This window comes from Chromobacterium sp. CV08 (assembly GCF_051129845.1).
Lineage (GTDB): Bacteria > Pseudomonadota > Gammaproteobacteria > Burkholderiales > Chromobacteriaceae > Chromobacterium.
In genome coordinates this window covers 416,728-441,572 of sequence record NZ_CP150453.1, presented here as the reverse complement: position 1 = coordinate 441,572, position 24,845 = coordinate 416,728, and the positions used below count along the sequence as shown (strand labels likewise).

The 24,845-nt window shown below is 65.7% G+C and carries 25 protein-coding genes; 13 read left to right on the top strand and 12 right to left on the bottom strand.

Annotated features, from left to right (window positions below; all coding sequences use genetic code 11):
• Nucleotides 1-22: 22 nt before the first annotated feature.
• From dapD to WNM05_RS02100, 10 genes are all read left to right on the top strand, one after another.
• Entirely contained in the window at nucleotides 23-844 is an 822-nt protein-coding gene (dapD, locus tag WNM05_RS02145; protein ID WP_434635113.1) for a 2,3,4,5-tetrahydropyridine-2,6-dicarboxylate N-succinyltransferase, read from the top strand.
• 348 nt (nucleotides 845-1,192) lie between these two features.
• Complete coding sequence (locus WNM05_RS02140) at nucleotides 1,193-2,011, top strand: ABC transporter ATP-binding protein (protein ID WP_434632107.1); 819 nt, start codon at nucleotides 1,193-1,195, stop codon at nucleotides 2,009-2,011.
• Nucleotides 2,004-2,789, top strand: coding sequence for a lipid asymmetry maintenance ABC transporter permease subunit MlaE (gene mlaE / locus WNM05_RS02135; RefSeq protein ID WP_101710349.1), 786 nt, complete (start codon nucleotides 2,004-2,006; stop codon nucleotides 2,787-2,789). Before WNM05_RS02140 ends, mlaE begins: the two co-directional genes overlap by 8 nt.
• Nucleotides 2,790-2,800: 11 nt before the next feature.
• A complete protein-coding gene (gene mlaD / locus WNM05_RS02130; RefSeq protein WP_434632105.1) occupies nucleotides 2,801-3,268 on the top strand; it encodes an outer membrane lipid asymmetry maintenance protein MlaD in 468 nt (155 codons plus the stop codon).
• 68 nt (nucleotides 3,269-3,336) lie between these two features.
• On the top strand, nucleotides 3,337-3,963 hold the full coding sequence (locus WNM05_RS02125; protein WP_434632103.1) for an MlaC/ttg2D family ABC transporter substrate-binding protein: 627 nt from the start codon (nucleotides 3,337-3,339) through the stop codon (nucleotides 3,961-3,963).
• Entirely contained in the window at nucleotides 3,963-4,247 is a 285-nt protein-coding gene (locus tag WNM05_RS02120; protein WP_434632101.1) for an STAS domain-containing protein, read from the top strand. The genes WNM05_RS02125 and WNM05_RS02120 overlap by 1 nt, the downstream gene beginning before the upstream one ends.
• Nucleotide 4,248: 1 nt before the next feature.
• Entirely contained in the window at nucleotides 4,249-5,073 is an 825-nt protein-coding gene (locus tag WNM05_RS02115) for an MlaA family lipoprotein (protein WP_434632099.1), read from the top strand.
• A 190-nt stretch (nucleotides 5,074-5,263) separates the two neighbouring features.
• A complete protein-coding gene (locus WNM05_RS02110; protein ID WP_434632097.1) occupies nucleotides 5,264-5,602 on the top strand; it encodes a zinc ribbon domain-containing protein YjdM in 339 nt (112 codons plus the stop codon).
• A 68-nt stretch (nucleotides 5,603-5,670) separates the two neighbouring features.
• On the top strand, nucleotides 5,671-6,450 hold the full coding sequence (locus tag WNM05_RS02105) for a substrate-binding periplasmic protein (RefSeq protein ID WP_434632095.1): 780 nt from the start codon (nucleotides 5,671-5,673) through the stop codon (nucleotides 6,448-6,450).
• Between the two features lie 110 nt (nucleotides 6,451-6,560).
• Nucleotides 6,561-7,319 carry a substrate-binding periplasmic protein gene (locus tag WNM05_RS02100; RefSeq protein WP_434632094.1) on the top strand — a complete coding sequence of 253 codons (759 nt, stop codon included), beginning with the start codon at nucleotides 6,561-6,563 and terminating at the stop codon, nucleotides 7,317-7,319.
• Between the two features lie 3 nt (nucleotides 7,320-7,322).
• Here the strand turns inward: WNM05_RS02100 and WNM05_RS02095 are convergent, their stop codons facing one another.
• The 6 genes from WNM05_RS02095 to WNM05_RS02070 all read right to left on the bottom strand — a co-directional run bounded on the left by WNM05_RS02095 (nucleotide 7,323) and on the right by WNM05_RS02070 (nucleotide 12,398).
• Complete coding sequence (locus WNM05_RS02095; RefSeq protein WP_434632092.1) at nucleotides 7,323-8,321, bottom strand: patatin-like phospholipase family protein; 999 nt, start codon at nucleotides 8,319-8,321, stop codon at nucleotides 7,323-7,325.
• Nucleotides 8,322-8,469: 148 nt separating this feature from the next.
• Complete coding sequence (gene murA / locus WNM05_RS02090; protein ID WP_434632091.1) at nucleotides 8,470-9,723, bottom strand: UDP-N-acetylglucosamine 1-carboxyvinyltransferase; 1,254 nt, start codon at nucleotides 9,721-9,723, stop codon at nucleotides 8,470-8,472.
• Between the two features lie 10 nt (nucleotides 9,724-9,733).
• On the bottom strand, nucleotides 9,734-9,979 hold the full coding sequence (locus WNM05_RS02085; RefSeq protein ID WP_101710340.1) for a BolA family protein: 246 nt from the start codon (nucleotides 9,977-9,979) through the stop codon (nucleotides 9,734-9,736).
• A gap of 31 nt (nucleotides 9,980-10,010) precedes the next feature.
• Nucleotides 10,011-10,766 carry an ABC transporter permease gene (locus WNM05_RS02080; RefSeq protein WP_434632089.1) on the bottom strand — a complete coding sequence of 252 codons (756 nt, stop codon included), beginning with the start codon at nucleotides 10,764-10,766 and terminating at the stop codon, nucleotides 10,011-10,013.
• Nucleotides 10,763-11,665, bottom strand: a complete 903-nt coding sequence (locus tag WNM05_RS02075; protein WP_434632087.1) for an ABC transporter ATP-binding protein — start codon at nucleotides 11,663-11,665, stop codon at nucleotides 10,763-10,765. Before WNM05_RS02075 ends, WNM05_RS02080 begins: the two co-directional genes overlap by 4 nt.
• 85 nt (nucleotides 11,666-11,750) lie before the next feature.
• Entirely contained in the window at nucleotides 11,751-12,398 is a 648-nt protein-coding gene (locus WNM05_RS02070; protein ID WP_434632086.1) for a TetR family transcriptional regulator, read from the bottom strand.
• A gap of 222 nt (nucleotides 12,399-12,620) precedes the next feature.
• On the opposite strand from WNM05_RS02070, the gene WNM05_RS02065 reads away from it, so the two are divergent.
• The 3 genes from WNM05_RS02065 to WNM05_RS02055 are packed head-to-tail and all read left to right on the top strand — an operon-like array spanning nucleotide 12,621 to nucleotide 18,365.
• Nucleotides 12,621-13,808 (top strand): efflux RND transporter periplasmic adaptor subunit, encoded by a 1,188-nt coding sequence (locus WNM05_RS02065; protein WP_434632084.1) that lies wholly within the window; start codon nucleotides 12,621-12,623, stop codon nucleotides 13,806-13,808.
• A 20-nt stretch (nucleotides 13,809-13,828) separates the two neighbouring features.
• Complete coding sequence (locus WNM05_RS02060; RefSeq protein WP_434632082.1) at nucleotides 13,829-16,972, top strand: efflux RND transporter permease subunit; 3,144 nt, start codon at nucleotides 13,829-13,831, stop codon at nucleotides 16,970-16,972.
• Complete coding sequence (locus tag WNM05_RS02055) at nucleotides 16,965-18,365, top strand: efflux transporter outer membrane subunit (RefSeq protein ID WP_434632080.1); 1,401 nt, start codon at nucleotides 16,965-16,967, stop codon at nucleotides 18,363-18,365. Before WNM05_RS02060 ends, WNM05_RS02055 begins: the two co-directional genes overlap by 8 nt.
• 59 nt (nucleotides 18,366-18,424) lie before the next feature.
• Here WNM05_RS02055 and WNM05_RS02050 read toward each other — a convergent pair whose 3' ends face one another.
• The 6 genes from WNM05_RS02050 to WNM05_RS02025 all read right to left on the bottom strand — a co-directional run bounded on the left by WNM05_RS02050 (nucleotide 18,425) and on the right by WNM05_RS02025 (nucleotide 24,837).
• The gene (locus tag WNM05_RS02050) at nucleotides 18,425-19,723 is read right to left on the bottom strand and encodes a hypothetical protein (RefSeq protein WP_434632078.1); all 1,299 of its coding nucleotides are present in this window, start codon (nucleotides 19,721-19,723) and stop codon (nucleotides 18,425-18,427) included.
• A gap of 238 nt (nucleotides 19,724-19,961) precedes the next feature.
• Entirely contained in the window at nucleotides 19,962-20,528 is a 567-nt protein-coding gene (locus WNM05_RS02045) for a tail fiber assembly protein (RefSeq protein WP_434632077.1), read from the bottom strand.
• An 11-nt stretch (nucleotides 20,529-20,539) separates the two neighbouring features.
• Nucleotides 20,540-21,775 carry a phage tail protein gene (locus WNM05_RS02040; RefSeq protein WP_434632075.1) on the bottom strand — a complete coding sequence of 412 codons (1,236 nt, stop codon included), beginning with the start codon at nucleotides 21,773-21,775 and terminating at the stop codon, nucleotides 20,540-20,542.
• The gene (locus WNM05_RS02035; protein ID WP_434632074.1) at nucleotides 21,775-22,350 is read right to left on the bottom strand and encodes a phage tail protein; all 576 of its coding nucleotides are present in this window, start codon (nucleotides 22,348-22,350) and stop codon (nucleotides 21,775-21,777) included. The genes WNM05_RS02040 and WNM05_RS02035 overlap by 1 nt, the downstream gene beginning before the upstream one ends.
• 361 nt (nucleotides 22,351-22,711) lie before the next feature.
• Nucleotides 22,712-23,884, bottom strand: coding sequence for a baseplate assembly protein (locus tag WNM05_RS02030; RefSeq protein ID WP_434632073.1), 1,173 nt, complete (start codon nucleotides 23,882-23,884; stop codon nucleotides 22,712-22,714).
• A gap of 275 nt (nucleotides 23,885-24,159) precedes the next feature.
• Nucleotides 24,160-24,837, bottom strand: coding sequence for a hypothetical protein (locus WNM05_RS02025; protein ID WP_434632072.1), 678 nt, complete (start codon nucleotides 24,835-24,837; stop codon nucleotides 24,160-24,162).
• Nucleotides 24,838-24,845 lie beyond the last annotated feature (8 nt).

Below are 24,845 nucleotides of genomic sequence, written 5' to 3'. Positions count from 1 at the left end.
CATTGCCAAAGGACTGAACCAGATGCATCCGATCCAGAGCCTGATCGAACAGGCGTTCGAGAACCGCGCCGAAATCACCCCCGCCACCGTATCGCCGGAACTGAAGGCCGCCATCGAACAGGTGATCGCCGAGCTGGACGCCGGCCGCCTGCGCGTCGCCGAGAAGCAGGGCGGCGACTGGGTGGTCAACCAGTGGGTGAAGAAAGCCGTGCTGCTGTCCTTCCGCATCCGCGACAACGCGGTGCAGGACGACGGCGTCAACCGCTACTTCGACAAGGTGGACACCAAGTTCGCCGACTGGAACCAGGCCCGCTTCCAGGAAGCCGGCTTCCGCGTGGTGCCGGGCGCGGTCGCGCGCAAGGGCAGCTTCATCGCCAAGAACACCGTGTTGATGCCGTCCTACGTCAATATCGGCGCCTATGTCGACGAGGGGGCGATGGTCGACACCTGGGCCACCGTCGGCTCCTGCGCGCAGATCGGCAAGAACGTCCACCTGTCCGGCGGCGTCGGCATCGGCGGCGTGCTGGAGCCGCTGCAGGCCAACCCAACCATCATCGAGGACAACTGCTTCATCGGCGCGCGCTCGGAAATCGTCGAGGGCGTGATCGTCGGCGAGGGCTCGGTGATCTCGATGGGCGTCTACATCGGCCAGTCGACCAAGATCTACGACCGCGAGACCGGCGAAGTGATGTACGGCCGCGTGCCGCCGGGCTCGGTGGTGGTGTCCGGCAACCTGCCGTCGAAGGACGGCAGCCACAGCCTGTACTGCGCCGTCATCGTCAAGAAGGTGGACGCGCAGACCCGCAGCAAGACCAGCATCAACGAGCTGCTGCGCGGCGTGTAAGCGCCGGAGACAGCGGGCGTCGGACCGACGCCGCCTCCCCGCCGGCCGCGGCGACGGGTTTCGTCGCGGCCGGTGTGCCATTATGGCAACACTCCTACCATTATTTAATGCCGAAGGCATAAATAATGGCTCATTTTGCACGCCGTAACATAGCGAGATTTGGCGTAATATCCCCGACGCTATAAAATCCAGCTATCCGAGACAAGAACGCGCCACCTTCCCGAATGATGGCGGCGCCTCCTCACCGCAGCCACGGCCCCGCTCCGCCGCGACGGTGAACTCGGTTGAATTTCGCCGTCTCACCGGAGTCCGACAACGGACTCCCCCTGCAAGCCGTTTGGAATGTTCGTGTCCTCAGACAATTTCATCGAATTCAGGAACGTCAGTTTCGCCTACGGCGATCGGCCCATCCTGAAAAATCTTACCCTCGGCGTGCCGCGAGGCAAGCTGGTCGCCGTCATGGGCGGCAGCGGCAGCGGCAAGACCACGCTGCTCAGGCTGATCTCCGGCCAGATCCGCCCGCAGTCCGGCGAAGTGCTGATAGACGGCAAGGATCTCGGCCGGATGAGCAAGACCGAGCTGTACCAGCACCGCCGCCGCATGGGCATGCTGTTCCAGTTCGGCGCGCTGTTCACCGACCTCAACGTCGCCGACAACGTCGCCTTCCCCTTGCGCGAACACACCAAGCTGCCGGAAGACATGGTGCGCGACCTGGTCGCGATGAAGCTCGAGGCGGTCGGCCTGCGCGGCACCCAGCAGCTGATGCCGGCCGAACTGTCCGGCGGCATGGCGCGCCGCGTCGCGCTGGCGCGCGCGATCGCGCTCGATCCGCAGCTGATGTTGTACGACGAGCCGTTCACCGGCCTGGACCCGATCTCGCTCGGCGTGATCGCGCTGCTGATCAAGAAGCTGAACGACGCGCTCGGCACCACCGCGGTGATGGTGACCCACGACGTGCACAAATCGCTGGAGATCGTCGACCACGTGCTCTTCGTCGCCGGCGGCCAGGTGATCGCCCAGGGCTCGCCGGACGAGGTGCGCCAATCGGATTCGCCGTGGGTGCGCCAGTTCGTCAACGGCGAGGCGGACGGCCCGGTCCATTACAGTTATCCGGCGGCGACCACGCTGGCCGACGACCTCGGCCTGCAAGGAGGCGCGCATGCTTGACCTGATCACCTCGCCGTTGCGCCGCCTCGGCCACGCCACCATCAACGCGGTCTGGCGGCTGGGCTTCGCCAGCCGCTTCCTGCTGGCCATCCTGGCCAACAGCGGCCAGAGCCTGCTCAGGCTGCAGCTGACGATACGCGAGATGTACTTCGCCGGCGTGATGTCGCTGATCATCATCGTCGTCTCCGGCCTGTTCGTCGGCATGGTGCTGGGCCTGCAGGGCTACACCACGCTGGTCAAGTTCGGCTCCGCCGACGCGCTGGGCGCGATGGTGGCGCTGGCGCTGCTGCGCGAGCTCGGTCCGGTGCTGGCGGCGCTGTTGTTCGCCAGCCGCGCCGGCAGCGCGATGACCGCCGAGATCGGCCTGATGAAGACCACCGAGCAGCTGGACGCGATGAGCGTGATGGCCGTCGACCCGATCGCCCGCGTCATCGCGCCGCGCTTCTGGGCCGGCGTGATCTCGATGCCGATACTGGCCGCGCTGTTCAACGTCGTCGGCGTGTTCGGCGGCTACCTGGTCGGCGTCGTGATGATAGGCCTGGACGCCGGCACGTTCTGGTCGCAGATGCAGGGCAATGTCGATCTGCACTACGACGTGATCAACGGCATCGTCAAGAGCCTGGTGTTCGGCGTCGCCGTCACGCTGATCGCCGTGTTCGAAGGCTACGACGCCACGCCGACCGCCGCCGGCGTGTCGGCCGCCACCACCCGCACCGTGGTCACCTCGGCGCTGGCGATACTGGCGCTGGACTTCGTGCTGACCGCCTTCATGTTCTAGGAAAAAACCGAATGAAACGCTCTACCATTGATTTGTGGGTCGGCATCTTTGTCGCCCTGGGCATCGCCGCCGTCGCCTTCCTGTCGCTGAAAGTGGCCAATCTGACGCCGCAGAGCGCGTCGCAGACCTATGTCGTCTACGCCGACTTCGACAATGTCGGCGGCCTGAAGGCGAAGGCGCCGGTCAAGGAAGCCGGCGTGGTGGTCGGCCGCGTCGCCGACATCCGCCTCGATCCGAAAACCTACCGCGCCCGCGTCGCGATGAATATCGACAAGCAATACCAGCTCAGCGACGACGTCAGCGCGTCCATCCTGACCTCCGGCCTGCTGGGCGAGCAGTACATCGGCCTGCAGCAGGGCGGTTCGGAGACCAATCTGGCGGCCGGCGGCACCATCACCATCACCTCGTCCGCGATGGTACTGGAACAGCTGATCGGCAAATTCATGACCGGTTTCACCGGCAAAGACGCAAGCAAATAAGCGTCGCAAACGGGGCCAACCCTCCATGCGGCAAGCAGCCGCCCGACTTGTGAATTGGAATCTAGAAAATGAAGAAACTGCTCACCCTGTTCTGCCTGATGCTGGGCCTGTCCTCCACCCAGGCGCTGGCCGCCGCCGACAATCCGGTCGACATCATCAAGGACGGCTCCCGCCAGGTGCTGGACATCCTGAAACAGGACAACGGCAAGAACACCAAGCAGGTGCGCCAGCAGGCCGAGGCCGTCGCGGTGCCGCTGTTCGACTTCCCCCGCATGACCGCGCTGGCGGTCGGCCTGGGCTGGCGCCAGGCGACGCCGGAACAGCGTCAGGAGCTGACCCAGCAATTCCAGACGCTGCTGGTGCGCACCTACTCGTCGACGATGATCCGCTTCAAGACCGCCCAGGTTAACGTCCAGCCCAACCCGGTGACCGGCGCCAACGGCCGCGACGCCACCGTCAAATCCGGCGTGACGCTGCCCGGCAACACCAATCCGGTCGCCGTCGACTATGTGCTGTACAAGGGCGACAAGGGCTGGAAGATCTACAATGTCAGCGTAGAGGGCGCCAGCCTGGTGACCGTGTACCGCAACAGCTTCAACGAGGAAATCCGCAAGAACGGCGTCGATGGCCTGATCAAGCTGCTGCAGGACAAGAACGCCGCCCCGGCTCCGGCCGCAGCCAAGGGCAAGGGCTGATGCTGAAAACCACCGCCCCCGGCGCGGCCAGCCTGCTGGGCCGCATCGACATGGACAGCAGCGCGGCGCTGGCGCGCCCGCTGGCCCAGCTCGCCGCGCAAGGGCCGCTGCGGCTGGACCTGTCGGGCGTGGAGTCCGCCGACTCGGCCGCGCTGGCGCTGCTGCTGGCCGCGCACCGCGCCGCCCGAGCCGCCGGCCACAGGCTGACGCTGGCCGGCATGCCGGCGGACCTCGCCTCGCTGGCCGGCCTGTACGACCTGGGACCGCTGCTGTCCGGAGAATAATATGCGATCCAAACTCCTGGCCGCGATGGCCGTGCTGCTGCTGGCCGGTTGCGCCAGCAACCCGACCACCGCCTACGACCCGTACGAGCCGTACAACCGCGCGATGTTCAAGGTCAACGACAAGGCCGACCAATGGGTGCTGAAGCCGCTGGCCGAAGGCTACCAGACGGTGGTGCCGTCCCCGGTCCGCACCGGCGTCGGCAACTTCTTCGACAATCTGAAGGACGTCTACAGCTTCGCGTTCAACCTGATGCGCGCCGAGCCGGAAAAGGCCGCCAACGACTTCATGCGGGTGGCGATCAACACCAGCTTCGGCCTGTTCGGCCTGATCGACATCGCCGACCAGGCCGGTCTGAAGAACAACAAGACCACGCTGGGCGACACGCTGGCCTCCTGGGGCTGGAAGAACAGCAACTACTTCGTGGTGCCCTTCTTCGGTCCGTCCACCGTCCGCGACGGCAGCGGCCTCGCCGTCTCGCTGGCGGTGCCGGGACCGGAAAAGGCCATCTATCATCACGACCGCAACGGCGCCATCGTCTTCTACGGCCTGTACGGCGTCAGCACCCGCGCCAAGCTGCTGGGCACCGGCGCCGACAATCTGCTAGAGACCGCAGCGGTGGACCGCTACAGCTACACCCGCGACATCTATATGCAGTACCGCGCCAAGCAGCTGGGCCAGCCGGACCCGACCCAGCCGGCCGACAACCTGAACCTGGACGAGCTGATGGGCAGCCCGGGCGGCGACAGCTCCGCCCCGGCGGCCGAGCGCAAGGCCGCGGCTTCCGAGCCTGCCGGCATGAAGACCGGCGCTTCGGCCGCACAATAAAGCGACTGCGCAAACCGACAGGCGCGCCTCCCCCGGGAGACGCGCCGTTTTTTTTACCGCGCCCCCGGATTCCGCTCAAGCAATGCGCCGACCAGCGGCCCTGGCGCGAGTAGGGTTACAATACGGCCGCCGCCTGGGCGCCAAACGCAGTCCGGCGGTCGTTTTCATTTTCAATTCGTCAGGAAATACCATGAGCCAATTGCCCGCCTGCCCGCAATGCGGATCCGAATACACTTATCAGGACGGCGCGATGCTGGTCTGCCCGGAGTGCGCGCACGAATGGTCGGGCGATGCCGCCGCGCCGGCGGAGGAACAGCGCGTGGTGCGCGACGCCGTCGGCAACGTGCTGCAGGACGGGGACAGCGTCACCGTGATCAAGGATCTGAAGGTCAAGGGCTCGTCGCTGGTGGTCAAGGTCGGCACCAAGGTGAAGAATATCCGCCTGGTCGACGGCGACCACGACATCGATTGCAAGATAGACGGCATAGGCGCGATGGGCCTGAAGTCGGAGTTCGTCAAGAAGGCCTGAGCGCCAGACGGTGGGCACGACCGGCTGGCTTCCTATACTCAAGCCAGCCCTCTCCACAGGAGACACCGATGCTACCGAACTGCGCGTCCTGCCTGCTGGGCTGCCTGCTGGCGTTGCCGGCGGCGGCCCAGCCGCTCACGCTGACACTCTGCCACGAGGACACCGAGTCCTATCCCTGGCTGCTGAACGACGGCAATGGCCTGAACCAAAGCATGATGCGGATGGTAGGTCGCAAGCTAGGCATCGTCATCGATACCAAGCCGATGCCATGGCTGCGCTGCATGCACGAAGTCCAGGACGGCCGTATAGATGGCCTGTACAAGATACGCTTCACACCGGAACGGCTGCAGCTGGGCGCCTTTCCGATGCAGGACGGCCAGCCGGATCCAGCGCTGCGGATGATGACCGACAGCTACAGCCTGTACCGCCTCAAGGGCAGCAATCTGCGCTGGGACGGCCGCATCATCAGCCACGCGGATAAAGGCATCGCGGCCCAGGCCGGATTCGCCGTCGTCGACCAGCTGCAGCAAATGGGACTGCACGTGGACAACAGCTCCCGCAGCGCCACCGCCATCCTTTACAAGCTGCTGCTGGGCCGGACCGATGGCGCGGCGCTGCAAACGGGGGAGGCGGATCACGCCCTCTCCAGCGACCCCGCCTTGCGCGCCGGGCTGGAAAAACTGGAGCCGCCGCTGCAAATCACCCCTTACTACCTGATTTTCTCGCACCGCTTCTTCCAACAACATCCGGACACCGTTCGTCTAATCTGGCAGACCGTCGCCACCGTCCGCTCCTCGCCCGAATACCGGGCCCTGCGGATCGATGGACAGATACCGGTCACACCATAGCGGATGCCGTTCATCGATGATCGCCCCGGGCCGCGCGAAGCCGGAAGCCCCTCTCGGGCGCCCCCATCTCTTCTATACTGGCAGCATTACATCGTCAGGCCCCGCCATCGATGATCCGAGCCCTTTCCGGACTATGCGCCGGCCTGTGGCTGTGCCAGGCCGCCGCCCAGCCGCCGGCGCTGCGCCTCTGCCATGAGGACGCGCCGTCCTATCCATGGTTGCTGGAGAACGGACGGGGCCTCAGCCAGATCATGATGGACATGGTCGCGCGCCGCCTCGGCATCACGATCCGGAGCCAGGCCCTGCCCTGGGTGCGCTGCATGTCGGAGGTCACGGCGGGGCGTCTGGACGGCCTGTACAAGATCAGCTACGCGCCGGAGCGGACGGCCCTGGGCGTGTTTCCGATGAAGAACGGCCAGGCCGACGTCTCGCTGCGCATGCTGACCGACAGCTACAGCCTGTACCGCGTCAAGGACGGCGGCCTCGGCTGGGACGGCCGTCGCGTCATCGGCGCCGGCAAGGGCGTCGCCGCCCAGACCGGGTTTTCGGTGGTCGCGCAATTGCAACGGCAGGGCCTGAAAGTGGACAGCAGCTCGCGCAACGCCTCGGTCATTCTGCACAAGGTCTTGCTGGGCCGCGTCGACGGCGCGGCGCTGCAAAGCCAGGCCGCCGACGACGCCATCGCCGCCGAACCGGCGCTGCAGGGCAGGCTGGACAAGCTGGAGCCGCCGCTGGCCGTCAAGCCGTACTATCTGATCTTCTCCCACGCCTTCTATCAACGCGAGCCGGCGCTGGCCCGGAAGATCTGGCAGGCCGTCGCCGCCGTGCGCGCCTCGCCGGCCTACGCCGCCGCCCGTCCGGGCCAGTGAGGATCAGACGAGGCCGACCGCCGCGCCGACCGGCAACGCCGTCGAGGCGAATCGCCAACCGTCGACGAAGCCTGTCGCCTCGCTCAGGTCGATCCGCCCGGCGATCTCCTCCAGCCGCGCCATCTGACGGACGTCGTCCAGCGGAACAGGCTGATCCAGCAAAGCGGACACCCGCAGATAGCGCCGCGCCCCCAGCAGCTGCCGCGCCTGGAAATCCGCCACGTCGTTGACGCCGTCCATCAGCAGATCGACGATGTCCCGGCCCCATTGCAGATCACCCCAGTCGGCGTCGCCGGCCAGGCGGATGGCGTTGACGCCGGTGCCCAGCGACAGCATCGCCACCGACTCCAGCGGAATCGGCGTCCTGAGCCTCGCGTCGCGTGTCTGCGCCAGTGCGCACATCGCCGGATTGTTGGCGAACACGCCGCCGTCGACGAAGCCGTCGAAGGAGGGGAAATAGGTCGGCGCGGCCGTGCTGCGCATCGCCACCCGCCAGGCCGTCTCCACGCCGTCGTCGCTGCCGTCTCGGGTCGGCAGATTGTGGTAGACCTTGGGCTTCCAGCGCCGCTGCCCGTCCGGCAACCGCGGATCGCCGTCCAGATTGAAGGCCGGCACCAGCACATGGCCGCGGCGGCCGCCGTCGCGCAGCAACGAGGCCAGCGTGCTCGTCTCCCCCAGGACCTGCCGGCAGACCCGCTCCCGCTCCTTGCCGTCGTAGCGCGGGCCGATCAGGCCGTTCAGCGTCTTCAGCCGCCAGGCCAGGCTGCGGGAGAACAAGCTGGGCCCGTCCTCGCGGTACCGCCCTAACAGCTGTCCGGGTGTCAGGCCCCGGGCCAGACCCATCGCGATCAGGGCGCCGGTCGACGTGCCGGCATACATATTGATGCCGTCGCGCCAGCCCGGCGCGGCCCGGTCGAGCCGGTCCAGCACGACCAGCGCGACGATGCCTCTGAGGCCGCCGCCGTCGATGGACAGGATTCGATAAGGCGTGTCCGGCAGCATGCGCGTTCTCCAGGTGGATGGGACGATGCGATATTGTCCGCCCTTCTCGCCTGCCGCAACATGAAAAATGACAGTGGCAAATCCAGCCCATCGATGAAAAACGCCGCACCCTGGCAGGGCGCGGCGTCTGACGGGACGGGAGGCCGGATCAGCTGATGCGTTCGATCAGCGCGCCGACGGCGCCCAGTTTCTTCTCGATGTGCTCGTAGCCGCGGTCCAGGTGATAGATGCGGTCGACGATGGTTTCGCCCTCGGCCACCAGGCCGGCGATCACCAGGCTGGCGGAAGCGCGCAGGTCGGTGGCCATCACGGTGGCGCCGGACAGCTTGTCCACGCCCTTGATGATGGCGGTATTGCCTTCGACCTCGATATTGGCGCCCATGCGGTTCAGTTCCGGCACGTGCATGAAACGGTTCTCGAAGATGGTCTCGGTCACCACGCCGGCGCCCTCGGCCACGCAGTTCAGCGTCATCAGCTGCGCCTGCATATCGGTCGGGAAGGCCGGGTAAGGCAGCGTGCGGAAATTGACGGCCTTCGGGCGCTGCTTCATGTCCAGCGAGATCCAGTCGTCGCCGCACTCGATCAGCGCGCCGGTCTCGGCCAGCTTGTCCAGCACCGCCTCCATGCTCTTGGGCGCGGCGTTCCGCAACACGATGTGGCCGCGCGTCATCGCGCCGGCCACCAGGAAGGTGCCCGCCTCGATGCGGTCCGGCATCACCGAGTATTCGGCGCCGTGCAGTTTTTCCACGCCCTCGATCACCAGCCGGTCGGTGCCGATGCCGGAAATCTTGGCGCCCATCGCCACCAGGCAGTTGGCCAGATCGGTCACCTCAGGCTCGCGCGCGGCGTTTTCCAGGATGGTGGTGCCCTCGGCCAAGGTCGCGGCCATCAGCAGGTTCTCGGTGCCGCCGACGGTCACCATGTCCATCACGACGCGGGCGCCGCGCAGGCGCTTGGCGCGCGCCTTGACGTAGCCGTGCTCGATCGACACCTCGGCGCCCATCGCCACCAGGCCCTTGATGTGCTGGTCGACCGGACGGCTGCCGATCGCGCAGCCGCCGGGCAGCGACACGGAGGCCTCGCCGAAGCGCGCCAGCGTCGGGCCCAGCACCAGGATGGACGCACGCATGGTCTTCACCAGGTCGTACGGCGCCACCAGGCTGTCCAGCTGCGAGGCGGTGATCTCCACCTCGTGCACATTATCGGTCATCACGCGCACGCCCATGCCCTGCAGCAGCTTCTGGGTGGTGGCGATGTCGCGCAGCATCGGCACATTGGTGAAACGCATGGTGTCGGCGGTCAACAGGCCTGCGCACAGTATCGGCAGCGCGGCGTTCTTGGCGCCGGAAACGCGGATCTCGCCGTTCAGCGGGCCGTTGCCTACGATTTTCAGTTTATCCATGGTCTTGCTTTCAGGCTTGCTGTTTGGCCCACTCGTCCGGCGTGGCCGCCTTGACGATGGAGAGCGCGTGGATTTCGTTGCTGGCCAGACGGCTGGCGATCACTTCCTTGACCATGCGGTGGCGGTCGATCAGGCGCTTGCCCTCGAAGGCGGCCGACACCACGGTGGCGTAGAAGTGGTGGCCATCGCCTTCCACATGCAGATGGGTACAGTCGAGGCCGGCCTCGATATATTGTTTGACTTGCTCTGGAGTCATCTTGATTGTCCGGTGCGAATAACGAATAAGGTTAGTGGCGCAGCTTGTAGCCGGAGCGGATCAGCCCCAGCGCCAGCGCGCACAGCAGCGCGAAGCTGCCGGCCACGACGCCGGCCGACAGCCAGGGATTGACGTCGGCCTGGCCGAAGAAGCCGTAGCGGAAGCCGTCGATCATGTAGAACACCGGATTGACGTGCGAAACGGCGTACCAGAACGGCGGCAGGCTGTGGATGGAATAGAACACGCCGGACAGGAAGGTCAGCGGCATGATCAGGAAGTTCTGGAAGGCGGCCAGCTGGTCGAACTTCTCCGCCCAGATGCCGGCGATCACGCCCAGCGCGCCCAGCACGCCGCAGCCGAGCACGGCGAAGGCCAGCGCCCACAACGGCTGGGCCGGCAGCGGCAGGCCGAACCAGCCGGTGACCAGCAGCACGCCGGTGCCGACCGCCAGGCCGCGCACGACCGAAGCCAGCAGGTAGGCGAGGAAGAATTCGACTGCGGTCAACGGCGGCAGCAGCAGGAACACGATATTGCCGGTGATCTTGGACTGGATCAGGCTGCTGGAGCTGTTGGCGAAGGCGTTCTGCGCCATCGACATCATCGCCAGGCCCGGAATCAGGAAGGCGGTGTAGCCGACGCCGGGATAGGCCTCGACATGCCGGGACAGCACGTGGGCGAAGATCAGCTGGTACATCAGCGCGGTCAGCACCGGCGCCGCCACCGTCTGGAACGCCACTTTCCAGAAGCGCACCAGTTCCTTCTTGAACAGGGTCAGGAAACCTATCACGCGGCGCCTCCATTCATCATCTTGACGAAGACGCTTTCCAGATCGGCCTCCACCACATTCAGTTCGCGCACCTCGACGCCGGCCTCGCGCAGCGTCGCCAGCACGCCCTCCAGTTCGGACAGCTCGGCCAGCTCCAGCACCACGCGGCCGTCGTCGTCGCGCAGCTTGCGCGGCGCGAGGCTGTCCGGCAGCGGGCCAGACAGCGTGACCGCCACTTCGCGGCGCGCGCTGTGCGCCAACAGCTTGTCCTTGTTCTCCAGCGCCAGCAGCCTGCCCTTTTTCAGCATCGCGATGCGGCTGCACAGCGCCTCCGCCTCTTCCAGGTAATGGGTGGTCAGCACGATGGTGGTGCCGGCGCGGTTCAGTTCCTGGACGAAGGTCCACAGGCTCTGGCGCAGCTCGACGTCGACGCCGGCGGTGGGCTCGTCCAGCACCACGACCGGCGGCCGGTGCACCAGTGCCTGCGCCACCATCACCCGCCGCTTCATGCCGCCGGACAGCGCGCGCATATTGCTGTCGGCCTTGTCGGCCAGGCCCAGCTTGAACAGCAGCTCGTCTATCCAGGCCTCGTTGCGGGACAGGCCGAAGTAGCCGGACTGGAAGCGCAGCGTCTCGCGCACCGACAGGAAGGGATCGAACACCAGCTCCTGCGGCACCACGCCGAGCGCGCGCCTAGCGTCGCGAAAATCGCGCACCACGTCGCGGCCCATCACCCGGATGCTGCCGCTGTCGGGACGGGCCAGGCCGGCCAGCGCCGAGATCAGCGTGGTCTTGCCGGCGCCGTTGGGGCCGAGCAGCGCGAAGAACTCGCCCGGCGCCACGGAGAAGCTCACCTTATCCAGCGCCTGCAGCTGGCCGTAGCGCTTGCTGACGGCCTCGATTTCGATTGCGTGGGACATGAAGACCATGTGGCCACCAGGGCGACGCCGTCCGGATGGATCGCGCGCTAGTGGCTTGAGAAAAAAGCGCAATTATAGCGCCGGCTCAGCCGCAAGTGGTAAGTTGTTCCATCACCGGCGGCAGGAAAATGCCGCGGTACAAATATTGCAACAGCCGGCTGGCGGCATCGGTGGCGTCCGGACAGGGCGTCTCCACCAGCAGGCGGTTCATCAGGCCGTCGTGCAGCGACTGCAGCGCCACCGCCACCTCGTCCGGATCGACGCAGTCGTAGGTCTGGCCGCCGTCCTTGGCCTGCCGCACCACCTGGCTCAGCAGGCCCCGCGCCTCGTGCATGTGCGCGACGCACTCCTCGTGTATCGGCGCCAACTCGCCGACGTATTCGCTGCGCATGAACAGGATGAGCAGGATGCGCCTCACCTGCGGATTGTGCTCGATCACCCCCAGCAGCCGGTGGCTATGGTCCCACAGCGCGCGGGCCGGATCGGCGGCGGCGCCCAGCAGCAGCTGCTCGCGGATGTCGTCGAACGGCGCCGACACCCGGTCCAGCATCGCGCGGTACAGGTCCAGCTTGTTCTGGAAATGCCAGTACACCGCGCCGCGGGTCAGGCCGGCGTCGGCGGCGATGTCCGCCAGTGTGGTGCGCGACACTCCATGCTCGCTGAACAGCCGCTCGGCGGCGTCCAGCAGTTGCTGCCGCGTCTGCTCCGCCTCTTCGCGTGTCTTCCGTGCCATATCTGGATACTTTGCTAGAACTAGTACTAATTAATGAATTTTAACGCCTATCGCCCGGCGATATTGCGGAGCTTTTACATTGCCGGACATTTCTTCATTTTACATACAGACGCGCATGTATGTAAAATGCCGAAGATTGGGGATATGACAATCCAGAACCATACCCCTGCTGAGCAAAAATAAACCCTTCCTTCCGGATTCTGCTTTCGAGGACTCGATACCATGCAAGCAACTGCAACGATGCCGCGCGCCGCGCGCGGTTTGCTGCTGGGCGTAGTGGCCGCCAGCCTGGCGGCCTGCGGCCAGAAGCCCGACGCCCAGGCCGGCGGCGCGATGCCGCCTGTGCCGGTGGCCGTGATCAAGGTCGAGCCGGCCAATGTGCCGGTGTCGTATGAATTCGTCGGCCAGGCGGCCGGCTCCCGCGAAGTCGAAGTGCGCGCGCGCGTCGGCGGCATCCTGCAGAAGCGCTCCTACACCGAGGGCAAGCCGGTGAAGGCCGGCGACCTGCTGTTCCAGATCGACCCCGAGCCGTTCAAGGCGGCGCTGGACCAGGCCCAGGCCAATCTGCAGGTGCAACAGGCGCAACAGGCGCGCACCAAGCAGGACTTCGAGCGCATCATGCCGCTGTTCAAGGAAAACGCCGTCAGCCAGAAGGACCGCGACGACGCCGTCGCCGCCTACAACTCGGCCAAGGCCCAGGTCGCCGCGGCCCAGGCTCAGGTGGAGCAGGCCCGCATCAATCTGGGCTACACCCGCGTCACCGCGCCGATCTCCGGCATCACCAGCCAGGAAGCCCGCTCCGAAGGCAGCCTGGTGGCCACCAGCGCCGACGCCAGCCTGCTGACCAAGATCTCGCAGCTGGACCCGATCTACGTCAACTTCAGCATGTCCGACGGCGACATGCTGAATCTGCGCAAGATGCAGCGCGAGGGCAAGCTGAAGCTGGCCAACGGCGGCGGTTTCGAGGTGCAGCTGAAGCTGGCCGACAACAGCCTCTACGGCAAGACCGGCCACCTGAACTTCACCGACAGCCTGGTCGACACCACCACCGGCACCATCCGCTCGCGCGCCACCTTCGCCAACCCGCAGGGCGGCATCCTGCCGGGCCAGTTCGTCCGCGTGCAGCTGAACGGCGCGGTGCGCACCGCGGCCATCACCGTGCCGCAACGCGCGGTGCTGACCAGCCAGCAGGGCAAGATGGTCTGGGTCGTCGGCGCCGACGGCAAGGTGGCGCCGCGTCCGATCGTCACCTCGCAGGAGGTCGGCATGGACGTGCTGGTCGAGCAGGGTCTGAAGGCCGGCGACCAGGTCGTCGTCGACAACATCATCAAGCTGCGTCCGGGCGCCGCCGTCAAGCCGCACCCGTTCCAGGCCGGCGCCAGCGCGCCTGCCGCCGCGGCCAAGCAGTAAACCCAGGGGGAACCTGATACATGTTTTCCGCTTTTTTCATACGGCGACCGATCTTCGCCAGCGTGATCTCCATCGTGATCATGCTGGCGGGCCTGGCCGCCATCAAGGCGCTGCCGATCGAGCAGTACCCTGAAATCGTGCCGCCGGTGGTGAACGTCACCGCCAGCTATCCGGGCGCCTCCGCCGAGGTGATCGCCAATACCGTGGCCGCGCCGCTGGAGCAGGCGATCAACGGCGTCGACGACATGCTGTACGTGCAGTCGAACAGCGCCAGCAACGGCACGCTGTCGATGAGCGTATCGTTCAAGATCGGCACCAATCCGGACCAGGCGACCATCAACGTCAACAACCGCGTGCAGTCGGTGCTGTCGCAGCTGCCGGAAGAGGTGCGGCGCCAGGGCGTCAACGTGCGCAAGAAGTCCGCCACCATCCTGCAGGTGATCTCGCTGTTCTCGCCGGACAACAGCCGCGACACGCTGTTCATCAGCAACTACGCGCTGTTGAACGTCGTCGACGAGCTGAAACGGGTGCCCGGCGTCGGCGACGTGATCAACTTCGCCGGCCAGGACTACTCGATGCGGATCTGGCTGAAGCCGGACAAGCTGGCCCAGCTGAAGCTGACGCCCAGCGACGTGGCCGCCGCCATCCGCGAGCAGAACTCGCAGTTCGCCGCCGGCAAGCTCGGCGCCGAACCGACGCCGCAGAAGCTGGACTTCACCTACACCGTGACCACCCAGGGCCGCCTGTCCGAGCCCGAGGAGTTCGAGAACATCATCATCCGCGCCAATCCGGACGGCTCGGCGGTGAAACTGAAGGACGTCGCCCGCGTCGAGCTGGGCGCGCTGTCCTACGACTTCCACGGCAAGCACAACGGCAAGGCCACCATCCCGATCGGCATCTTCCTGGCGCCGGGCGCCAACCAGCTGGCCACCGCGCAGGCTGTCGAAACCGAGATGCTGCGGCTGTCGAAGAGTTTCCCGACCGGCATGTCCTTCGGCATCCCGTACGACACCACCAAGTTCGTCGAAGTGTCGATCGAGGAGGTGTACAAGACGCTGGCCGAGGCGATGGTGCTGGTCTTCCTGGTGGTCTTCCTGTTCCTGCAGAACTGGCGCGCGACGCTGATCCCGTGCCTGGCGGTGCCGGTGTCCATCGTCGGCGCCTTCGCCGGCATGTACGCCTTCGGCTTCACCATCAACACGCTGACGCTGTTCGGCCTGGTGCTGGCGATCGGCATCGTCGTCGACGACGCCATCGTGGTATTGGAGAACGTCGAACGGCTGATGACGCAGGAAGGACTGTCGCCGACCGAGGCCAGCCTGAAGGCGATGAAGGAAGTGTCCGGCGCGCTGGTGGCCATCGTGCTGGTGCTGTGCTCGGTCTTCATCCCGGTGGCCTTCCTCGGCGGCATCGCCGGCCAGATGTACAAGCAGTTCGCGATGACGATCGCGGTGTCGGTGGTGATCTCCGGCATCGTGGCGCTGACGCTGACCCCAGCGCTGTGCGCGCTGATCCTGAAGTCGGAACACCAGCACCAGAACCGCTTCTTCGAGTGGTTCAACGGCTGGTTCGACCGCCTGACCGCCCGCTACACCGGCGGCGTGTCCTTCATCATCAAGCGCGGCCTGCTGTCGGCGGTGATGTTCGGCCTGCTGCTGGCGCTGTCGGCCGGCCTGTTCCGCATCATCCCGTCCAGCCTGGCGCCGGACGAGGACCAGGGCTATGTGCTGGCCGCGGCCTTCCTGCCGGACGGCGCCTCGCTGCAACGCACCGGCGCGACGATGGACAAGCTGGACGCGATGATGGCCGGCAATCCGGCGGTCAAGGATAGGATGAGCTTCGCCGGCTTCGACATCCTCACCGGCGGCAACAAGACCAACGCCGGCGTGTCCTTCATCACGCTGAAGCCGTGGGATGAGCGCAAGTCGCCGGAACTGTCGTCGATGGCGGTGGTGAAGGACATCTTCGGCAAGGGCATGATGGGCGTCAGCGATGGCATCATCCTGGCGTTCAACCCGCCGCCGATCTCCGGCATGTCCAATACCGGCGGCTTCGAGGCCTATGTGCAGGACCGCGCCGGCCGCAGTCCGGCCGAGCTCGGCGACATCGCCAAGAAGCTGGTGGCCGCCGCCGCCAAGCATCCGGAGCTGAAGGGGGTGCAGACCACCTTCTCCGCCAGCGTGCCGCAGGTCTTCGTCAAGCTGGACCGCGACAAGGCCAAGGCGCTGGGCGTGCCGGTGAACAGCGTGTTCGACACCATGCAGAGCACCTTCGGCGCGCTCTACGTCAACGACTTCAACAAGTTCGGCCGCACCTTCCGCGTGCAGCTGCAGTCGGAGGCGCCGTTCCGCACCAAGGTGGACGACCTGCGCAACGTCTACGTGCGCTCGCAGGCCGGCCAGATGATCCCGCTGACCGCGCTGGTGACCATACAGCAGACCACCGGCCCGGAAACGCTGGAACGCTTCAATGTGTTCCCGGCGGCCAAGATCGTCGGCGGCCCGGCGCCGGGCTACAGCTCGGGTCAGGCGCTGGCGGCGCTGGAGGAAGTGGCCAAGGAAACGCTGCCCGAAGGCTATTCGCTGGCCTGGACCGGTTCGGCCTTCCAGGAGAAGTCGACCAGCGGTTCGTCCGCCCTGGTGTTCGGCTTCGCGATGATCATGGTCTTCCTGATCCTGGCGGCGCAGTACGAACGCTGGAGCCTGCCGATCTCGGTGCTGATGGCGGTGCCGTTCGCGGTGTTCGGCGCGCTGATGGCCAACTGGCTGCGCGGCCTCGCCAACGACGTCTACTTCCAGGTGGCGCTGGTGACGCTGATCGGCCTGTCGGCGAAGAACGCGATCCTGATCGTCGAGTTCGCGGTGCAGCAGATGGAGGAAGGCATGGAGGCGGTGGAAGCCGCGCTGCAAGCCGCCCGCCTGCGCTTCCGCCCTATCGTGATGACCTCGCTGGCCTTCGTGCTGGGTTGCGTGCCGCTGGCCATCTCCACCGGCGCCGGCTCCGCCAGCCGCCACTCGATCGGCACCGGCGTGATCGGCGGCATGCTGGCCGCCACCTTCATCGCCACCTTCTTCATCCCGCTGTTCTTCATCGTGATCATGAAGATCGGCAAACAGAACAAGCCCCAGCAGAACGCCGGGGCCGGAGGAAACGCAGATGCTTAAGCGCGCCCTGATACCCGTCGCCGTCGCGCTCGCCGTGTCGGCCTGCGCGGTGGGGCCGGACTACAGCCGGCCCAAGGTCGAGCTGCCCGAGGCCCAGGCCGGCGCACAGGCGCCGGCGGTGGACGCCGACTGGTGGCAGCGCTTCGACGACCCGGTGCTGAACCGGCTGATCGAGGAAGCCGTCAAGAACAACTTCGACCTGCAGGCGGCGGCCGCCCGCGTGGACCAGGCGGCCGCCCAGGCCGGCATCGCCCGCGCGGCGCTGCTGCCGTCGCTCGGCGCCAACGCCGGCTATCAGAGCGGCCGCAGCTCGCAGCCGCTGACCAGCCCCGGCACGCCGCTGGTCAGCAACGTGCGCGCGGCCAATCTGACGGCGGCGTGGGAAATCGACCTGTGGGGCAAGCTGCGCCGCAGCAACGAGGCGGCGCGCGCCGGCTACGCGGCCAGCCGCTACGACCGCGACGCCGCCCAGCTGGCGCTGGCGGCCCAGGTCGCGCAGACCTATTTCCAGATGCGGGCGCTGGACGCCCAGCTGGACATCGCCAAGCGCACGCTGCAAAGCCGCGACGAGTCGCTGAAGCTGCAGACCAAGCGCTTCCAGGGCGGCCTGATCTCCGAGCTGGACCAGCGTCAGGCCGAGGCCGAGGCCGCATCGGCCCGCGCCTCCGTCCCGCAGATCGCCCGCTCGCTGGAGCAGACCGAAACCGCGCTCGGCGTGCTCCTGGGCCATAGCCCGAAGCAGCTGGCCGACGGCGGCGTCAGCCGAGGCAAGGACATCAACAGCCTGGCCAGCCCGCCAAGCGTACCGGCCGACCTGCCGTCCAGCCTGCTGGAGCGCCGCCCCGACGTCGCCTCCAGCGAGCAGCAGCTGATCGCCGCCAATGCCCGCATCGGCGTGGCCAAGGCGGCCTACTTTCCCAGCATCAACCTGACCGGCGCGCTGGGTTCGCAGAGCCTGTCGCTGGACAGCCTGTTCACCGGCCCGACCCGCACCTGGAGCTTCGCCGGCAATCTGGCGGCGCCGATCTTCAACTTCGGCGCCACCGGCTACGGCGTCGATGCCGCCAGCGCCGGCCAGAAGCAGGCGCTGGCGCAGTACCAGAAGACGGTGCAGTCGGCGTTCAAGGACGCGCTGGACGCGCTCGCCGCCAATAGCGCAGCGCGCGACATCCTGCAGGCGCAGACCACCCAGCTGACCGCGCTGAACCGCTCGCTGAAACTGGCGGGCCTACGCTACGACAACGGCTACGCCAGCTACCTGGACGTGCTGGACGCGCAGCGCAACAGCTTCCAGGCCGAGCTGAACCTGGTCGGCGCCCGGCTGGACCAGCTGAACGCCACCATCAGCGTCTACAAGGCGCTGGGCGGCGGGTGGGAAGCGGGAAAACGGTAAGCGCCTTGCTTCCGTGAGAAGACCTGCCCCAAACGGGGCAGGTCTTTTTTATGCCGGCATCAAAAGGAGATCGGCGCCTGATGGACATAGCCCAGATGGTTGCCCGACAGCGCCACCGTCATCGCCACCTGGAAAACCGAATTGTCCTCCGCGCGGATGTGCGAGATCGAATACCCCCCATCCCAGTTGGTGATGCCGGCGCAATGCACCCAGCCGTCGGCGGGCACGATGATGGGATTGCTCGCCGGCTTGCCGTTCTTGTAGCTGGTGACATCCAGCCGGATCGAACCCCTCGTGCAACGCAGCCACGCCATAAAAGTGATATTGCCTTCGGCCACGACGCCATACGCCGCCGCGGCACAACGCCGGATACCGTCCACGATGTCCGGGCTGTAGTTCAGGTTTCCGCAACTGAACTCGGCGATGTAAAACTCGCTGCCGTAGCGGAAATTCCTGCGTGTCGGCAGTGCGGCAAGCAAGTCCTTGACTGCGATCGCCAGCTCACCCTTCCCGCCGCCATTGGACGTGTTGTCATGAATGAACTTCCCGGCATTCGTGATCGTCACGGACTGCTGATAATCGGGAGCGGTCAGCGGAGCCATCGCCGACTGGCAGCTGAAGATCGCCGCCGTCGGGTTATCGTAAACCGCCTCCACCGGGATGAATCGGCCGCTGTCGCGCACCAGATTCTTCCTGGGCATGCGGTCCACGGTGATGCCGTCGACGATCCCGTAGCCGGCCAGCGTGACCGCCTTGTCGGCCTTGGCGGCCAGCTTGCCGTCGACCGTCGCCGAGTACTTGGCATCGTTGTTCAGCGCCGCCGCCAGCTCCTGCAGCGTATTCAAATTCGCCGGGGCGCCCGAAACCAGGCCATTCACCGCGCTTTGCAGATCGCCTTTGCTGGCGCCATCGACAATGCCGTAGCCGGCCAGCGTGGTTGGCTTGCCGCTGGCAATCCTGCTCCAGTCATGTGCCGGCACGTCGTCGCCGGTCATTTGCCGGCCTGCTATGACCCGGCCTTTTCCGTCTACGGTCACCACACCGTAGCTGCCCGGTGCAACGCCGCTGTCGCGCAGCGTCAGCTGGCCGCTGACATCGCGGCTGCCATCGAAGACGACATTCCAGCTGCCGTCGCCGGTCGCCTCGATCTTGCGCGCGGCGCTCAGTTTGGCCGCATTGCCGGAGGGTTGCTCGCCGCTTTCCAGCTTGTCCACCCTCTCCTTCAGATGGACGGTGCGGTTGGCCAGCTGCTTGCCTTGCAGATTGTCGATGCCGTCCGGCCCGGCCAGCACCGGGTCGCTGGTTTCCAATTGGTAGATGCCGGGTTCCCAGAACGGCTTTTCCTGCAGATTGGCCATCGTTTCCTCGCTTGAATGACGGTTGCGTTGCGCCGTCCCAGGCGGGAGCGGCGGACCATGGGAAGCTGAGAAGCCGACGATTGCCGCCGGCCCGAACTTTCCTCTGCCCGCATGCGCCCCGACCGCGCCAAGGCGCGGCCGGGACCTTCATCTTGCAATGAAGTGTGTCCGGGCAAGATCTCATCTTGCCAATCCGCCATCGCCCGGACTTTTAAAGCCGTTTAGGAAACCATCCCGATCAAGCCGGCGCCTTGGGCCAGTCCGCCTCGCTCAAGAGCGGCCACGCCGGCAGTTGCGGCACGCGTGCCAGCGCCACGCAATAATGTTTCCACTCGGCCAGGCTGTTTTGTTCCCCCGCGCTGGCGATGCCCAGTTCCACTGCATCCTCAAGCGGACGACGCACCTGGTAGGCGACGGACAGCTTCTGCTGTTGCAGGCGCTGGGCCGCCTCCAGTTGCGCGGCCCGTTCCGCATCCCGGTCGACGCTCCAGACCTCATCCTTCCATACGGCATAGGCCGGCGGCTGCAGCAAGGTCGCCTCCAGGCTGTCCGGCGTGTCTCCGATCCGAGGCGTCACCACTTGCGCGGTTCGCTTGCTCCACAGCGGCACGGCGCGCCAATCTGGTTTGAGCAACCATTGATCGTTGGAAAAAATGACCACTTCTTGCATTTTCCCTAGCGGAGGTACCATCAATGTGCTGAATTGCGGCAACAAAGGAACATTTGGTTCAAGCGGCGAAAAATCGGGAGAGAATTCGTTCAAGAATTCCCCAGTCAGAGGATGATATTTATAGGCCTTTTCCATTTATTCCTCACTTAGTACTTGATACAAGCAATTAGTGCGATATTTCGCGGACGCGCTTCCCCTCCTCCATCCGCACTTATTGAGTGCCAATGATCCGCAGATGTACCGATTCCAACATTATGTGCATGACTCCCCGCCTCACCTGTCAATGGGAAATTACCCCCTCCAGCATTCGTAGCCTCCGCACCATTCGAACCAGCCACCGAGCCTGGATTGTAGCCATATCTAAAAGCAGAGGTATGTTGATGCTGGCCTTGAGCATCAGTCCACGCCGAATGATTATGCGCCCCAGCGGAACCAGTGCCACCACCATGGTTATGCGAAAGATTTTGGCTCCCTTGAGCGGATCCTAAGGCACGTCCATTATCAACGCCTCTTCCATCATCCCATCCTCTCAAAAACTCGCCGCGCAAATCAGGTAAATTAAATGTCGTACTTCCATCGCCAGCGCCAAATTGAATACCAATGATCGAAAACAGCGCGGCGTAGGCCGTACGTGAAACTGCCGCGCCATTAGCTTTCAACCACCCTGCTGGCACAGATGCAGAAATAAAATAGCCAACCAATCCTGGTGGAGCAGCCGCTATGATGTCGGCTTTACCTACTGCATCCGTAATCCCATAGCCAGCAAATGTCGTCGCCTTATCCGCCTTACCGGCCAATTTGCTATCCACCGTCGAGTAATATTTTGGATCGTTGTTCATGGCCGCAGCGAGCCCCTGAAGCGTATTCAGACTATTTGGCGCGCCTGCCACCAAAGCATTGAGCGCATTCTGCAAATCACCCCTGCTAGCACCATCGGCAATACCATAGCCAGCCAGGGTGGTTGGTTTGCCGGTTGTGACTTTGCTCCAGTCCAACGAAGGCAGGTCATCCTGAACGATGCTGCGGGCCGCAGTTACACGGCCCTTGGCGTCCACTGCCACCTGACCATAATTACCTGCCGTCACACCACTGTTGCTCAACGTCATCGCCGCACTGACGTTGCCGCTGCCATCGAAACTCACATTCCAACTACCATCACCGCTCATCGCGACATTACGCGGTACTCGCAGTTGTGCGGCATACGCCGCAACTGACGCACCAGCCAACAGACTATCCAGCTGCTGCTTCAGATAGGCGGTGCGATTGGCCAGTTGCTTGCCTTGCAGATTGTCCACGCCGTCCGGCCCGGCCAGCACCGGGTCGGAGGTTTCCAGTTGATAGATCCCCGTCTCCCAGACGGGCTTTTCTTGCAGATTGGCCATCAGGCGCTCCCTCGGTTGAATTGCTTGTCGCGGCGGATCACGCCGTTGTGGCGGTTGGCCACCGCCTGGTATTCCAGACCGGCCAGCTGGCAGCGAGCCGGCGCGTACAGCGCCAGCATGCGGCGCAGCTGGGCGGCCTGGTCGTTGGTGATCGGCCGGCCCAGCAGGACCCGGTACCGGCACCAGGCCTGCGGATCGCCGTGCACGTAGTAGCCATTGCGGCCGGTGGCGCCGTTGCGGCGCTGGCCGGCCAGGCCTTCGATCAATGTCACTTCGCCCAGGCCCAGGCGGCGGATCACCTCGCGTATCGCCCACGGCGTACCCTTGTAGCGGTGCAACTCGTTGGCGCTGTGCAGCAGCGCGCGGCGGGCGTCGTCGGATTCGGCCAGCGTCCAGCCTTCCTCGCCGTCGATGTGGAATTGCTCGGCCAGCAGCGGCAACAGTTCCGGCCGCGCGGTATCGACCAGATAGACCAGAAAGACCGACAGGTCGAGATCCGACAGCCGCTCGGTGAGTCCGGCCAACGGCCCGAAGCGCTTGTCGCGCGCCAGAATGGACGGGACGGCGTCAGTCATCGCGACTCCTTCCCGACCGGGACTGTCCGCCCGACGCCGCCGATCGGCGCGGACGAAGGCCGGCTTGCAGATACATGGTGATCTCCTTTGTGCACGAACGTGGATGGGAACCGGATGGATCGCGGGCCGACGGCGGCATCCGAGGCTCCGGCTAGCGGATAAGAAGGAAAATCAGGACGCGCGCGCCGGAACGGCTCGGGGAAGCCAGGCCTCGCTTTGAAACCGGGACAGGCACAGAGGAACGGCCGATTCGGCCACGGCGCAGGATAAGGAATGGAAGAAAAACAGCAGAAAATCGGGGAAACGATCCGCCGGGCATGACGCGGCGCCCGACGGAGGCGATAGCGGACTCGCCGCCGTTCTAGCCGTTGCCGAGGCTACCCTGGTCTATGCCGACGCCGGTGACGCCATTGACGCAGTGCGCCCAGCCGTAGGACGGCACTTTCTGCACCGCGGCCGGCTGCTGCAGATTCACCTGATAGACGCCCGGCACCGACAGCACCGCCACCAGCTGCGACGGCACGATGTCGTTGCCCAGCTTGGCCTGCTGCGTCTGCAGATAGGCTTGCAGCGCATCCTGCGCGCGCTGCTGCACCTGTTTGGCGTCCGAGCCGGCATAGAGCTGCAGGCTGGCCAGGACCTGGTAGGGGAATTCCACCGGCGATTTCGCCGTCACCTTGTCGGTCAATGGCCTGACCCGGTCGGCGCTGCAAGTGTTCTCCACCGTTTTCAGCAGGTCGGCGCCGGGCAAGCCGTCGCCGACCAGCGGGTACAGCCACACCTCGCCCGGCTTGGGCACGTCCTCCGGCCTGCCGCCGGCCTCCGGGTTGTTGGCGCTGACCACCGCGACGTCGACGATGCTCTGATGCGCGCGCAAGGCATGATGGCGATAGGCGGCGGCGCTGCCGGCCACGCTGAACGATTCCGGCGCCAGGCGGATGCGCTGGCGCAGCCGCTCGTCGTCCTCGGCGTCGGCGCCGCCGGCGCTGGCTTCGGTATTGGCCACCGTCACCGTCACGCCCAGATCGTCGACCAGATGGCTGATGGCGCCCGGCTCCTGGCCGTTGCCGTCGACACCCGGCTCCACCGCCACCACGGCCAGCGCCACCGTCACGTCCTTGTCCGGCACGATGTTCACTACCGCCTGCTCGGTGGTCTGGAACTGGATATCGCCTCGGCCGGCCACCAGCGTCTGCGGCTTGATGATCACCTGCTGCGACGAGCCGGCCCGGAAGGTGAAGCTGACCTTGCTGCGCGCCGGCTGCGCCGGAAGCCGGACGACGCCGACCAACTCGCCGAGATAGTCCAACATCGGCGCGCGGGCGAAGGCCACCAGGTTCTGCCGGCCGGCATCGTTGAAGGCCGCGCGGGTCACGCTCTCGCGGTAGGCGATCAGGTCGATCAGCAAGCGTTCCACCTGGCCCGGATACAGGGTCTTGCCGGCCATGTTCTGATAGGCGGTGATCAGCTCGTTGGTGATCCGCTGCGGATCGTCGTCGATAAACTTCGGAAGGTCGGTCGTCGTCTGATTCATTGCGCTTGTCCTTGTCTGTCGGGCTCACAGCCTCGGCTGGTTTCGCGGATCGCGCCGTCGGCCTCCACGCTGAACGACACCCGCGGCAGCCGAATGCGCGGCTGCACGTGCAACGATCGGACGCCGCCTGGCTGTGTCATGGCCTAATGGTGCCAGGGCGCCGTCGGCGAGGCTTTTAAACCGGTTTAGGAGTGACGAGGCGGCGCGGACGCCCGGTCGCGAGAAAACGGCGCGCCTCCCGGCCAGGGAGACGCGCCGGACGGCGCAAGCGCTTGTCAGCCGTGGGCCGGACCGCCGGCCAGTACCTCGGCTGCCCTGCCCTTGCCTATCAGGCCGGCCGCCTCCAGCGCCTGGACGCCGTTCTGGGTGACCGCGTCATCGAGGCTGATGTCGCGCGCCAGGCTGAAGCGCTCCCACCACGGACGCAGCGCCGGATTGTCGCCGAAGGCATTGAGCATGCCTTGTATCTCCGCGTCGCTGAAACGCGCCATGAACTGCTTGTGCGTCATCCGGCGCGGAATCGCGACCGAGACGTCCACCGCCCAGGTGTAGGCCTGCACGCTGGCCGCGTCGGTCAGCGCGTCGACGGCCTGCTCGGCGGCGTCGGACGAACGGCGTATCGCCTCGCGCTCGGCCAGCGCCGCATCCACCTCGGCCAGCGTGCCCCAGCCGGCGGCCTCGCGCTCGCGGGCGCGGTTCAGCCGCCAGTCGCCGGCCTCGATCAGCCGGGCGGCCTCCTGCTTGATGCGGGCCTTGCGGGCGGCTTTGGCCTGCTTGAGGAGGGCGCTGGGATCGCGGACCAGGCCATGGCCGTCATAAGTCCACTCGGCGATATCGGCAAGCTGGAAATCGTCCGGCAGATCCAGCAACAGCTGGTTTTTTTCCGCATTGGCGCCTGCATTGGCGATGCCAACGATGACGTTCAGATTGAGATCGATGATTGCTTTTTGCATGTCGCCCA